We start from the raw sequence: 11,977 nt of genomic DNA on the forward strand, positions 1-11,977 counted from the left end.
CTTACCCCCGCGTCTACGAAAAGGTGGCAAGACCGGTCGGATTCGAACCGACGTCCTCCAGCTTGCTGCTAGGGCGCGACGACCTCTGCGCTACAGCCTTGCCGTCGAAGATCCTATCCGGGGCGGCGATCAATTCGCACACCTGCGCCAATGAGTGCGCGGGCGCCGGTGGTCGGAGGGCGCGCGCACTGCAAGTGGTCTGTACCTATTGACGACTTGGTCCAGACCAATTACCTTCCCGTGTGCTCCATGGCACGACATCCGCACCTCCCCGAGGACCGCCTCACCGGTCCCTGCCGTAAGGGAGAAACCATGTTCGAGCACATGTCACTCAGACGGAGAACGGCGACCGCGCTCCTCGCCGTCCTCGGCCTCCTCCTCGCGCTCCTGTCCCTGCAGGCCGTCCCCGCGCACGCGGCGGGCAAGCTCACGGCGACCTTCACCTCCGCCGACAACGGCCCCTGGTGGAAGGGCACCTACGTCCTGCGCAATGACACGGACACCGCCGTCACCGGCTGGAGCCTGGAGTTCGACCTGCCCGCCGGGGTCGCGATCCAGTCCTCGTACAACGGCGCCACCACCACCCAGGGCAGGCACATCACCGCCGTCAACGCGCACTACAACGGCACGGTCGCCGCGCACAGCAGCACCGAGCCGTACAGCTTCTGGTTCGTCGCCACCGGCCCGATCACCGCGCCGACCGGGTGCCGGATCAACGGCGACAAGTGCGACGGCTCCGCCGACGTGCCCCCGGGCGTTCCCGGCGGGCTGAAGCAGACCGATGTCACCGCCCGCACCGCGTCGCTGTCCTGGACGGCCGCCACCGCGGGCGACTTCCCCGTGGCCTCGTACGACATCCTGGCGGGCGGCAAGGTCGTCGGTTCCGCCACCGCGGCCACCTCCGCCACCGTCACCGGCCTGACCCCGGCCACCGCCTACGCCTTCACCGTCCGGGCGAAGGACACCCGCGGCAACGTCTCCGCCGGGAGCGCCCCGCTGACCGTCACGACCGTCGACCCGGCCACCGACACCTCGCCCCCGACGGCCCCCGGCGCCCTGCGCGCCACCGCCACCGACTCCTCGTCCGTGACGCTGGCCTGGAACGCCGCGACGGACAACCAGCGGGTCGCCGCGTACGACATCTACCGTGGCTCCGCCCTGGCCACCACGGTCTCCGGCACCACGACCACCGCGACGGTCGGCGGCCTGTCGCCCTCCACCTCGTACACCTTCACCGTGAAGGCCCGCGACGCCGCCGACAACGCCTCCCCGGCGAGCACCGCCCTCACCGTGAAGACCGACGACATCGTCGGCGCCGGGAAGTACGCGAAGGTCGGCTACTTCGTCCAGTGGGGCATCTACGGCCGCCAGTACTTCGTCAAGAACCTGGAGACCTCCGGCGCCGCCGACAGACTCGACATCGTCAACTACGCCTTCGCCAACATCGACCCCAACAACCTCACCTGCCTCAACGGCGTCACCAAGGGCACGACCGCCGACCCCCAGGACCCCGAGCAGGGCACCGGCGCGGGCGACGCGGACGCCGACTACGCCCGCCCGTTCAGCGCCGCCCAGTCCGTGGACGGCGTCGCGGACGACGGCTGGGGCAAGCTGCGCGGCAACTTCAACCAGCTCAAGAAGCTGAAGAAGCTGCACCCCGACCTGAAGATCGTGGTCTCGCTCGGCGGCTGGACGTACTCCAAGTACTTCTCCGACGTCGCAGCCACCGACGCCGCCCGCAAGAAGTTCGTCGCCTCCTGCATCGACATGTACATCAAGGGCAACCTGCCCGAGTACAACGGCGCGGGCGGCCCGGGCAGCGCGGCCGGCATCTTCGACGGCTTCGACATCGACTGGGAGTGGCCGGGCACCGGCACCGGGCACCCCGGCAACCACTACTCGCCGGACGACAAGGGCAACCTCACCCTGCTGCTCGCCGAGTTCCGCAAGCAGCTCGACGCGCTGGGCGGCGGCCACCGGCTCCTCACCGCCTTCACCCCCGCCGACCCGCAGAAGATCGACGAGGGCTGGGACCTGTCCAAGGTCTTCGACTCGCTGGACGTCGCCAACGTCCAGGGCTACGACTTCCACGGCTCCGGCAGCGACAACTCCTGGGAACCGAACCGCACCGGCCACCAGGCCAACCTCTACAACGACGCCCAGGACCCGTACGGCTTCCACTTCAGCGCGGACAGCGCCATCAAGGCGTACACCGACGCGGGCGTCGAACCCCGCAAGCTGACCCTCGGCATCCCGTTCTACGGCCGGGGCTGGCAGGGCGTCACCGACGGCGGCGTCGCGGGCGAGTGGCAGCCGGCGGGCGGGGCCGCCCCCGGGCAGTTCGCCGAGGAGGCCGGTACCCGGGGCTACTCGAACCTCATCGGCGCCTACCCGACGATGGCGGTCCGCCACGACGAACAGTCCATCTCCACGTACGGCTACACCGGCAGCCAGTGGTGGTCCTTCGACGACACCTGGTCCATCGGCAAGAAGACGGACTACGTCAAGGACAAGGGGCTGCTCGGCGTCATGGTCTGGGAGATGTCGGGCGACACCACCCAGGGCACGCTGATGGGCGCCCTGGACAACGGGCTGAAATAGCCCGTCACGGGTTCATTTCTCTCAAATCGAGACTTACCGCCCATAGCGGTAGGCTGGGCGCGGGGGGGCCCCCGTGCCACCCCCGTGCCGCACCACCGGGCGCCCCGTTACGGGGCCCGGCCCCAGCCGTTCGACGCGCGGGAGGAACCATGACCAGCCCCGATCAGGACCCGAACCAGCAGGAAGGCCCCGCGGACGGTGGCGCGGCGGGCACGCCCGGCGTCCACGACGGCGGCGCCGACGGTGGGGCCGAGGGCCCCGCGGACGGCGGCGCGTCCGGTACGCCGGGCGTCCATGACGGCGGCGCGGACGGCGGTGCTGACGGAGGGGCGGACGGTGGGGCCGAGGGCCCCGCGGACGGTGGCGCGTCCGGTACGCCGGGCGTCCATGACGGCGGCGCGGACGGTGGCGCCGAGGGGCCGGCGGACGGCGGCGCGGCGGGCACGCCCGGCGTCCGGGACGGCGGGGCCGACGGCGGCGCGGACCGTTCTTGAGCACAACCCCTGCCGGTACCCAGGACCCCCGGGCCGCGAGCGCGGCCCCCGGGGTCCTGGAGTCGCATCTGACGCCCGGCACGGACCGGGCCGCGTTCGCCCGCGACTTCTGGGGCCGCGAGGCCCTGCTCACCCGCCGGGCCGGTGACTTCTCCGACCTCTTCTCGGCCGCGGCCGTGGACGAACTCGTCTCGCGGCGCGGACTGCGTACGCCGTTCCTCCGCGTCGCCAAGAACGGCGCCACGCTGCCCGGTGCCTCGTTCACCTCGCCCGCCGGGGTCGGCGCCACGATCGGTGACCAGGCCGACGACACCGCGCTGTGGCGGGAGTTCGCCGACGGCGCGACCCTCGTCCTGCAAGCGCTCCAGCGCACCTGGGCCCCCGTCGGCGACCTCACCGCCGCTCTCGCCGCCGAACTGGGCCACCCGGTGCAGGCCAACGCCTATGTCACCCCGCCGCAGAACCGCGGCTTCGACGCGCACTACGACGTCCACGACGTCTTCGTCCTCCAGATCGAGGGCGCCAAGCGCTGGATCGTCCACCGCCCCGTGCACCCCGACCCGCTGCGCGACCAGCCCTGGACCGACCACCGCGGCGCCGTCGCCGAGGCCGCCGGGGGCGAACCGCACCTCGACACCGTGCTCGGGCCGGGCGACGTCCTCTACCTGCCGCGCGGCTGGCTGCACGCCGCCGAGGCGCAGGGCGAGGTCGCGGTCCACCTGACGCTCGGCGTCCACACCTGGACCCGGTACGCCCTGGCTGAACAGCTGATGCGCGCCGCGCTCGCGGAGCTGCGCGAGGATCCCTGGATGCGCGGTTCCCTCCCGCTCGGCGTGGCCGGCCCGGACGGCGAGGCCGCTCCGGTACGCGAACGCCTCCTCGCGGCCCTCGCCGGCGCCGATCCCGCCCCGGACTTCCACCGCACCCGGCGCGCCCAGGCCCGCCCCGCACCGCTCGGCCCGCTCGCCCAGCTCGCCGCCGTCGACCGCCTCGGCCCCGGCACCCCGGTCCGCCTCCGGGACGCGCTGGAGGCCCGGCTGGAGGGCTGCCGCCTGGTCACCCGGGTCGGCCGGCTGGACTTCCCGGCGGCGGACCTGCCGGCCCTGGCCCGCCTGCTGGCCGGAGAGGTGCGCACCGCCGGCGATCTCGGCCTCGCCTGCGCGGGGAGGCTGCTGCGCGCCGGTGTCCTCGTCCCGGCCGCCCGGTGAGCGCGGAACGCCTCCGGTGACAGCGGAACGCTTCTTCTGCGCCGACGCCGCCCGGGCCCGCGGCGACGCGCTGCCGGGCACCGCCCCGTACGGCCTGGTGTGGGTGCTCGTGGAGCACCACGCGCCCTGGCCGGCCAACGGCTACGACGGCCTGGCGCTCGAACCGGTGACCAAGTCCCTGCTCTACGAGGCCGCCCGGGCGGTGCGCGCCCGCATCCTGCTGATCCGCCGCCACGGCCGCCGCCCCGAGGACGCGGGCCCCCGGTGCTGGGCCGTCCTGTGGTTCGACGCCACCGGCGCGCACCGCCAGCGGTGGGGGACCTGGGAGCGCGAGGAGGACCTGGCGCTCGCCGCCGCCGCGCTCGGCGCGCCCGGAGACCTCGGCCACCCGCCGGTCGTCCTCGTCTGCGCGCACGGCCGGCACGACACCTGCTGCGCGCTGCGCGGACGCCCGGCGGCCCGTGCGCTGGCCGAGCGGTGGCCGGGCCTCGTATGGGAGTGCACCCACGTGGGCGGCGACCGGTTCGCCGCCAATGTGCTCGTCGCGCCGGACGGGGTGTACTACGGCGGCCTGGACGCCGCCTCGTCCGTCGCCGTGGTCGAGCAGCACCTCGCCGGGCGCGTCCACGCCCCGCACCTGCGCGGGTACACCGACCTCGTCCCGGCCCAGCAGGCGGCGGTCGCGGCGGTGCTCGCTCGGTACGGGCCGGCGGGCCGCCACGACTACACGGTCACCGGCACCACCCGCTCCGGCCCGCACTGGCTGATCCGCGTCACCGGGCCCCCGCCCCACGCGACCGCGTACGACGTGGAGATCACCGCCCACCGCGCCCCACCGCACCAACTGACCTGCAACGGCCCGGCCACGAGCGCGGCCATGCTCCACGAGGTCACGTCGATCCGGACCGGCTGAACGCGGAGGCCCCGCCCCCGGTGGCGTACACCAGGGTGCGGGGCTTCGGGAAGCGGTACGGACCGTCAGCGCAGCCGCTCGTAGGCGGGCAGGGTGAGGAAGTCCGCGTAGTCCTGGTCCAGGGAGACCTGGAGGAGCAGGTCGTGGGCCTCCTGCCACTGGCCGGCGGCGAAGGTCTCCTCGCCGATCTCCTCGCGGATCGCGGCCAGTTCCTCGGCGGCGACCTTGCGGGCCAGGTCCGCCGTGGCGTGCTCGCCGTTCTCGAAGACCACGTCCGCGTTGATCCACTGCCAGATCTGCGAGCGCGAGATCTCGGCGGTGGCCGCGTCCTCCATCAGGTTGAAGATGGCGACCGCGCCCATGCCGCGCAGCCACGCCTCGATGTAACGGATGCCGACGGCGACGGCGTTGCGCAGACCGTCGTACGTGGGCTTGGCGTGCAGGGTGTCGATGGCGATCAGGTCGCCGGCCGCCACCGAGACGTCCTCGCGCAGGCGCTCCTTCTGGTTCGGCTTCTCGCCGAGGACCGCGTCGAAGGAGGCCATGGCGATCGGGACGAGGTCCGGGTGGGCGACCCAGGAGCCGTCGAAGCCGTCGTTCGCCTCGCGGTCCTTGTCGGCCTTGACCTTCTCGAACGCGACCTTGTTGACCTCGGCGTCCCGGCGGGACGGGATGAAGGCCGCCATGCCGCCGATCGCGTGCGCGCCGCGCTTGTGGCAGGTGCGGACGAGGAGTTCGGTGTACGCCCGCATGAAGGGGGCGGTCATCGTCACCGCGTTGCGGTCCGGCAGGACGAACTTGGCGCCGCCGTCGCGGAAGTTCTTGACGATGGAGAACAGGTAGTCCCAGCGGCCCGCGTTCAGCCCGGAGGCGTGGTCGCGCAGCTCGTAGAGGATCTCCTCCATCTCGTACGCGGCGGTGATCGTCTCGATCAGGACCGTGGCGCGGACGGTGCCCTGCGGGATGCCCAGTTCGTCCTGCGCGAAGACGAAGATGTCGTTCCAGAGGCGGGCCTCCAGGTGCGACTCCGTCTTCGGCAGGTAGAAGTACGGACCCTTGCCGAGGTCGATCAGGCGCTGGGCGTTGTGGAAGAAGTACAGGCCGAAGTCGACCAGCGCGCCGGGCACGGGGGTGCCGTCGAGCTGGAGGTGGCGCTCGTCCAGGTGCCAGCCGCGCGGGCGGGTGACGACGGTCGCCAGTTCTCCGGCCGGCTTCAGCGCGTACGCCTTGCCGGACTTCGGGTCGGTGAAGTCGATGGAGCGGTTGTACGCGTCCATCAGGTTGAGCTGGCCGAGGACGACGTTCTCCCACGTGGGGGCCGAGGCGTCCTCGAAGTCGGCGAGCCAGACCTTCGCGCCCGAGTTCAGGGCGTTGATGGTCATCTTGCGGTCGGTCGGACCGGTGATCTCCACCCGGCGGTCGTTCAGCGCGGCCGGGGCCGGCGCGACCTTCCAGGAGTCGTCCGCACGGATCGCCGCGGTCTCCGGCAGGAAGTCCAGCGTGGAGGTGCGGGCGATCTCGGCACGGCGCTCACCGCGGCGGGCGAGCAGCTCGTTCCGCCGGGGCGTGAACCGGCGGTGCAGCTCGGCCACGAACGCGAGGGCCGCGGGGGTGAGGACCTCGTCCTGCCGGGGCAGGGGCTCGGCATCGACGATGGCCAGCGAGGACGGCGCTGGTGCGGACATGAGCTGTCACTCCTTCAGCGGGCGGTGCGGACGGCGTCACGGCCGCCGGGCCGCCCGATTCGGCACGGCGTGCCAGGGCTCCGGGATACGGCTGTGGCCGCCGTCTGAGGTGCAGAGGGCTTCTGATCAGTGGATAGTAGTTTCCTCATGGTGGAAGTTCAATGGTTTGTTGATGTCGAGATTCTTCGGGTCGACAGAACAGCCGGGGTGTCGGCGCAGCGTGCCAGGGCGTTCACTCCAGGTGCGAAAGGTCCCCCGGAGTGTCGATGTCGTACGCCTGTGCCACATCGCCGCATTCCACGAGCGTCAACGCCTCCCGGTGCGCCCGCAGATAGGCCCGCGCCCCCTGGTTGCCCACCGCGCCCGCCGCGATGTCCGCCCACCGGTCCGCCCCGAACAGCACCGGATGCCCGCGTTCCCCCGCGTACGAGGCCGCCGCCAGGCTCGTCCGGTCCCGGTACGCCGCACCCACCCGGGCCACCGCCTCCGCCCCGATGCCCGGCTGGTCGACCAGCAGGACGAGCGCCGCGTCCGCGCCCGTCCCCGCGAGCGCGTCCAGCCCCGTCCGCAGCGAGGAGCCCATGCCCTCGGTCCACTCCGGGTTGACGCTCACGGCGCAGCCGTCCAGCTCCGCCCGGGCGGCGACCTCGTCGGCCGAGGCGCCGAGCACCACGTGGACCGGGCCGCAGCCGCCCGCGCGCAGCGTGCGCACCGCGTGTTCGACGAGCAGTCCGCCACGGTGTCCCAGCAGGGCTTTCGGGCGTCCGCCGAGCCGGCGGCCCCCGCCCGCGGCGAGCAGCAGTCCGGCGATCTGTGCGTGTGTCATGCCGCCTGGATACCGCACGGCGGCCGCTCCCGCCCACCGCCTCGTACCTCTATGGCGTGTGTTACGCACGCGGAGTGGCGCCCGGCACCTTTTATGGCGTTAACTTGCCCGCACCCCGGGACACTTGACCACGGTCCGGGGATCGGCGGGAACGACACCGGCACAAGGACGTGCGAGGGGGAGCTTTGTTGAAGAGCGTCGGGCAGGAGCGGGTGACCGGCAGCGGTGAGGACCCCAGAGTGGTGGAGCTCCGTACGGCGGTCTCCCGGCTCCGGCGGGCCCTGGCCGGCCACCCAGGACGGTTCCCCGACCGCGCCATCGCCGAGGACGAGCTCGCGGCGCTGGACGCGATGGCGCGCAGCGGTGCGCCCGAGATTCCCCGGCTGCGCCGCTCGCTGCTGCTGATCGCGGGGGCGATCGGCTCGGTCAGCGCGCTGGCCGCGGCCCTGCGGGACGTCCGGGTCGCCGTCGACCTCTTCGGCGAGCCGCCGCAGCGCTGACCGGGCAGCGCAGGCCGTGGTCAGCGGCGGATGAGCCTGCGGGCCGTCGCCGCCGCCACGGCGGCCGTGCGCGAGTCGACCCCCAGCTTGGCGTAGATGTGCACCAGGTGGGACTTCACGGTCGCCTGGCTGAGGAACAGCCGCTTGCTGATCTCCGCGTTCGACAGGCCCTCGCCGACCAGCCGCAACACCTCGAGCTCGCGCTTGGTGAGCGCCTGGGCAGGGGTGCGCATGCGGTCCATCAGCCGGTGCGCGACGGCCGGGGCCAGCGCCGAACGCCCGGCCGCCGCCGTACGGACCGCCGCCGCCAGCTCCTCGGGCGGCGCGTCCTTCAGCAGATAGCCCGCCGCCCCCGCCTCGACCGCCGCCAGGATGTCCGCGTCGCTGTCGTACGTCGTCAGGATCAGCACCCGGGGCGCGTCCGGCGCCGCCGTGATCGCGGCGGTCGCCTGCGAGCCGTGCATCCCGGAGCCGAACTGGAGGTCCATCAGCACCACGTCCAGCCCGCCCGCCGCCGCCCGGGCGACCGCTTCCTCGGCGGTGGCGGCCTCCGCGACGACCCGGAAGTCCGGCTCGGTGTCCAGGACGGCCCGCAGCCCCGCCCGTACCACCGGATGGTCGTCGGCGAGCAGCAGCCGGACGGGCGTCGTGCTCATGCCGCCTCCCGCCCGGCCCGGCCCACCGGCAGCGGCAGGGTCAGCGCGACGGCGGTGCCCTGGCCGGGCGCCGACTCGACGCTCAGGGTGCCGCCGAGCGACCGGGCCCGGGAGCGCATCGCGGGCAGCCCGAAGCCGCCGGACTCCGTGGCGCCGGCCGCCGGGGCGTCCTGCGCGAAGCCGCGTCCGTCGTCCACCACGTCCAGCGACACCGAGGTGTCCATGAAGCTCAGCGTGATCTCGGCCCGTCCCGCCCCGGCGTGCCGCACCGTGTTGGCCAGCGCCGACTGGGCGGTCCTCAGCAACGCCACCTCGTACGGCGTCGGCAGCTCCACCGGTGAGCCGCTGACCGCGAACCGCACCGTGAGCGCGGGCGTCGTGGAGCGTGCGGACAGCCGTTCCAGGGCCGCCGTCAGAGACCCGTTCGCCAGGTCCGGCGGGGTCAGCGCGCGGACGAAGCGGCGCGCCTCGGCCAGGTTGTCCTGCGCCGCCTCGCGCGCCCGGTGCACATGGGCGGCGGCCGGGGCGTCCCCGGGCAGCGCGCGTTCGGCGGCGCGCAGCAGCAACTGGATGGAGGACAGGCCCTGCGCGAGGGTGTCGTGGATCTCCCGGGCCAGCCGCTCCCGCTCCGCGAGAGTCCCGGCGGCGCGCTCGGCCTCGGCCAGCTCCGCACGGGTCGCGACCAGCTCATCGATGAGCTCGCGGCGCCGTTCGCTCTCCCGGAACAGCGCCTCGTAACCGAGGACCGTGGCGACGGCGACGGCCGCGCCGAGCAGCGGACCGATGAACGTGCCGGGCGTGACCGCCTGCCCGTGCAGCAGGAAGCTCGCGATGGCGGCGACCGCCGTCACCGCCACGGCGGGCAGGCCCCAGCGCGTCGGCAGCAGATGCAGCTGGAGGAAGTAGAGCGGGAAGGCCACCCACAGCGCGTCCGGTGACAGCACCAGCAGCGCCGCCCACAGCACCCCGAGCACCGCCAGCCACCCCGCGCCCGCCCGGGTCCCCGGCTGCACGGACGGGGCCGCCGCGCCCGCCACGTACACCGCCGCCAGCGCGGCGGCGACCGCCGTCACGGCGCCGGGGTGCGGGCCGCCGTCGGCGACGGCCTTGACGGCGGCGAGCGTCAGCAGGCCGAGCAGCAGCCCGTGCAGACACAGCCGCAGCGCGGCGGCGACCGGGGGGTGGACACGCGTTTCCATGATGGATCCAGCGTAGGCGCGGGCCGCCCCGGGCCGGTCAACCGAAAGGTTGATGTCGTCACCAGCCCGGGGGCGATGTTTCCGGAGCGGGGGGAAACGACGCTGGATCCATGTTCGTCGCATGGAGAGACCTACGGTTCGCCAAGGGCCGGTTCGCGCTCATGGGCACGGTGATCGTGCTGATCACCCTGCTCGTGGGCCTGCTGTCCGGCCTGACCGCCGGGCTGGCCCGGGAGAACACCTCGGCCGTCACCGGCCTGGACGCCGACCACCTCGCGTTCGCCGCCCCGCCGGACGGCCGGTCGGTGTCCTTCACCGACTCGTCCGTCGGCGAGGACGCCGTACGCGCATGGGCCCGGCAGCCCGGCGTGGAGTCCGCGCACCCGCTCGGCATCCGCACCCTGAACGCCACCGCCGGTACGGGGGAACGCACCGCCGCCGTCTCCGCGTTCGGCGTCGAGCCCGGCAGCGGCCTGGCGCCCGCCCGGGTCGGCCCCGGCGAGGTGGTGCTCTCGCGCGGCGGCGCCGACGAGCTGGGCGTGCGCCCCGGCGACCGGCTGACCCTCGGCGGGACGGAGGCCACCGTGGCCGCCGTCGCGGGCGACGCCTCGTACAGCCACACCCCGGTCGTGTGGACCGACCTCGCCGACTGGCGGCGGTCGGGAAAGGAGGAAGGGCGCGCCACCGTGATCGCTCTGACCACCGGCGGCGGCGCGGATCCGGCCGCCGGCGACCGGGCGGCGGGCACCCGCACGCTCTCGCTGGACGACTCCCTGACCGCCATCGGCTCCTACCAGGCCGAGAACGGCTCCCTCCAGCTGATGCGCGGCTTCCTCTTCGCCATCTCGGCCCTGGTCATCGGCGCGTTCTTCACCGTCTGGACGATCCAGCGCAGCGGTGACGTCGCCGTGCTCAAGGCGCTGGGCGCCTCCACCCCCTATCTGCTGCGGGACGCGCTCGGACAGGCCGTCGTGATGCTCGCCCTCGGTACGGGTCTGGGCACGGCCCTCGCCTCCGGCACCGGCGCCCTGGTCTCCGGCGGGTCCGTGCCGTTCGTCCTGGACGCGGCGACGGTCCTCGTCCCGGCCGCCGTGATGATCGCCCTCGGCGCGGCCGGGGCCGCCCTGTCCATCCGGCGGATCACCGCCGTCGACCCGCTCACCGCGCTCGGGAGTGCCCGATGACCCTCACGCTCACCAATGTCACCCTCACCTACCCGGACGGCGACGGGCGCCTCACCGCGCTGGACCGCGTCGCGCTCGACGTGCCCGCCGGCACCCTCACCGCCGTCGTCGGCCCGTCCGGCTCCGGCAAGTCCAGCCTCCTCGCGGTGGCCGCGACCCTGGTCGCCCCGGACGACGGCGCGGTCGTCGTCGCCGGTACGGACACCACGGGGCTCGGGCGCGCGGAGAAGGCGGCGCTGCGCCGGGAGCGCGTCGGCATCGTCTTCCAGCAGCCCAACCTGCTCCCGTCCCTCACCGCCGTCGAGCAGCTCCAGGTCATGACGCACCTCTCGGGCGGCCGGGCCGGGACCGCCCGGACCCGGGCACTCGGCCTGCTCGACGCGGTCGGCCTCGCCGGGCAGGCCGGCCGCAGGCCCCACCAGCTCTCCGGCGGACAGCGCCAGCGGATCAACATCGCCCGGGCCCTGATGAACGACCCGGCCCTGCTCCTCGTGGACGAGCCGACCAGCGCCCTCGACCACGAGCGCGGCGCGGCCGTCCTGGACCTGCTGGTGACGCTGACCCGGCAGCGGTCCACGGCGACGGTTCTGGTCACGCACGACCGCACCCACCTGGACCGCGTGGACCGGACGGTCACGATGCTGGACGGCCGCCTCACGGTCCCGGCGCCGGCCTGAAACGCGGCGGGCCCGGACCTCTCGGAGGTCCGGG

At 73.8% G+C, this 11,977-nt stretch carries 11 protein-coding genes and 1 tRNA gene; 7 read left to right on the plus strand and 5 right to left on the minus strand.

Going from position 1 to position 11,977, the window contains the following annotated elements:
* Nucleotides 1–24: 24 nt before the first annotated feature.
* Nucleotides 25–100: transfer RNA gene (locus ACN6LM_RS25595), tRNA-Cys, on the minus strand.
* 212 nt (nt 101–312) lie between these two features.
* Between ACN6LM_RS25595 and ACN6LM_RS25600 the strand changes: the two genes are divergently transcribed.
* The 4 genes from ACN6LM_RS25600 to ACN6LM_RS25615 all read left to right on the plus strand — a co-directional run bounded on the left by ACN6LM_RS25600 (nt 313) and on the right by ACN6LM_RS25615 (nt 5,216).
* Complete coding sequence (locus ACN6LM_RS25600; RefSeq protein ID WP_445067739.1) at nt 313–2,601, plus strand: glycosyl hydrolase family 18 protein; 2,289 nt, start codon at nt 313–315, stop codon at nt 2,599–2,601.
* 149 nt (nt 2,602–2,750) lie between these two features.
* Entirely contained in the window at nt 2,751–3,095 is a 345-nt protein-coding gene (locus ACN6LM_RS25605; RefSeq protein WP_445067740.1) for a BatC protein, read from the plus strand.
* Nucleotides 3,092–4,303 (plus strand): cupin domain-containing protein, encoded by a 1,212-nt coding sequence (locus ACN6LM_RS25610; protein WP_445067741.1) that lies wholly within the window; start codon nt 3,092–3,094, stop codon nt 4,301–4,303. Before ACN6LM_RS25605 ends, ACN6LM_RS25610 begins: the two co-directional genes overlap by 4 nt.
* 16 nt (nt 4,304–4,319) lie before the next feature.
* Entirely contained in the window at nt 4,320–5,216 is an 897-nt protein-coding gene (locus ACN6LM_RS25615; protein ID WP_445067742.1) for a sucrase ferredoxin, read from the plus strand.
* 65 nt (nt 5,217–5,281) lie between these two features.
* On the opposite strand, the gene aceB is transcribed toward ACN6LM_RS25615, so the two are convergent.
* Both aceB and ACN6LM_RS25625 read right to left on the minus strand, forming a co-directional pair.
* Nucleotides 5,282–6,901 carry a malate synthase A gene (gene aceB / locus ACN6LM_RS25620; protein WP_445067743.1) on the minus strand — a complete coding sequence of 540 codons (1,620 nt, stop codon included), beginning with the start codon at nt 6,899–6,901 and terminating at the stop codon, nt 5,282–5,284.
* Nucleotides 6,902–7,133: 232 nt separating this feature from the next.
* A complete protein-coding gene (locus ACN6LM_RS25625) occupies nt 7,134–7,727 on the minus strand; it encodes a nucleotidyltransferase family protein (RefSeq protein WP_445067744.1) in 594 nt (197 codons plus the stop codon).
* A gap of 185 nt (nt 7,728–7,912) precedes the next feature.
* On the opposite strand from ACN6LM_RS25625, the gene ACN6LM_RS25630 reads away from it, so the two are divergent.
* Entirely contained in the window at nt 7,913–8,227 is a 315-nt protein-coding gene (locus ACN6LM_RS25630; RefSeq protein ID WP_425809767.1) for a DUF5955 family protein, read from the plus strand.
* A gap of 20 nt (nt 8,228–8,247) precedes the next feature.
* On the opposite strand, the gene ACN6LM_RS25635 is transcribed toward ACN6LM_RS25630, so the two are convergent.
* Together ACN6LM_RS25635 and ACN6LM_RS25640 are read right to left on the minus strand one after the other, a co-directional pair.
* Entirely contained in the window at nt 8,248–8,883 is a 636-nt protein-coding gene (locus ACN6LM_RS25635; protein ID WP_445067745.1) for a response regulator, read from the minus strand.
* Nucleotides 8,880–10,082 carry a sensor histidine kinase gene (locus ACN6LM_RS25640; RefSeq protein WP_445067746.1) on the minus strand — a complete coding sequence of 401 codons (1,203 nt, stop codon included), beginning with the start codon at nt 10,080–10,082 and terminating at the stop codon, nt 8,880–8,882. Before ACN6LM_RS25640 ends, ACN6LM_RS25635 begins: the two co-directional genes overlap by 4 nt.
* 110 nt (nt 10,083–10,192) lie before the next feature.
* Between ACN6LM_RS25640 and ACN6LM_RS25645 the strand changes: the two genes are divergently transcribed.
* Entirely contained in the window at nt 10,193–11,266 is a 1,074-nt protein-coding gene (locus ACN6LM_RS25645; protein ID WP_445067747.1) for an ABC transporter permease, read from the plus strand.
* Nucleotides 11,263–11,943 (plus strand): ABC transporter ATP-binding protein, encoded by a 681-nt coding sequence (locus tag ACN6LM_RS25650; protein WP_445067748.1) that lies wholly within the window; start codon nt 11,263–11,265, stop codon nt 11,941–11,943. Before ACN6LM_RS25645 ends, ACN6LM_RS25650 begins: the two co-directional genes overlap by 4 nt.
* Nucleotides 11,944–11,977: the final 34 nt, after the last annotated feature.

Source organism: Streptomyces sp. SAS_281, from assembly GCF_052542855.1.

Excerpts from the sequence above, each read along its gene's own strand:
- ACN6LM_RS25605 (WP_445067740.1), top strand. The coding sequence starts at position 2,751 with ATGACCAGCCCCGATCAGGACCCGAACCAGCAGGAAGGCCCCGCGGAC.
- ACN6LM_RS25625 (WP_445067744.1), bottom strand. The coding sequence starts at position 7,727 with ATGACACACGCACAGATCGCCGGACTGCTGCTCGCCGCGGGCGGGGGC.
- ACN6LM_RS25635 (WP_445067745.1), bottom strand. The coding sequence starts at position 8,883 with ATGAGCACGACGCCCGTCCGGCTGCTGCTCGCCGACGACCATCCGGTG.
- ACN6LM_RS25645 (WP_445067747.1), top strand. The coding sequence starts at position 10,193 with ATGTTCGTCGCATGGAGAGACCTACGGTTCGCCAAGGGCCGGTTCGCG.
- ACN6LM_RS25600 (WP_445067739.1), top strand. The coding sequence starts at position 313 with ATGTTCGAGCACATGTCACTCAGACGGAGAACGGCGACCGCGCTCCTC.
- ACN6LM_RS25640 (WP_445067746.1), bottom strand. The coding sequence starts at position 10,082 with ATGGAAACGCGTGTCCACCCCCCGGTCGCCGCCGCGCTGCGGCTGTGT.
- aceB (WP_445067743.1), bottom strand. The coding sequence starts at position 6,901 with ATGTCCGCACCAGCGCCGTCCTCGCTGGCCATCGTCGATGCCGAGCCC.
- ACN6LM_RS25650 (WP_445067748.1), top strand. The coding sequence starts at position 11,263 with ATGACCCTCACGCTCACCAATGTCACCCTCACCTACCCGGACGGCGAC.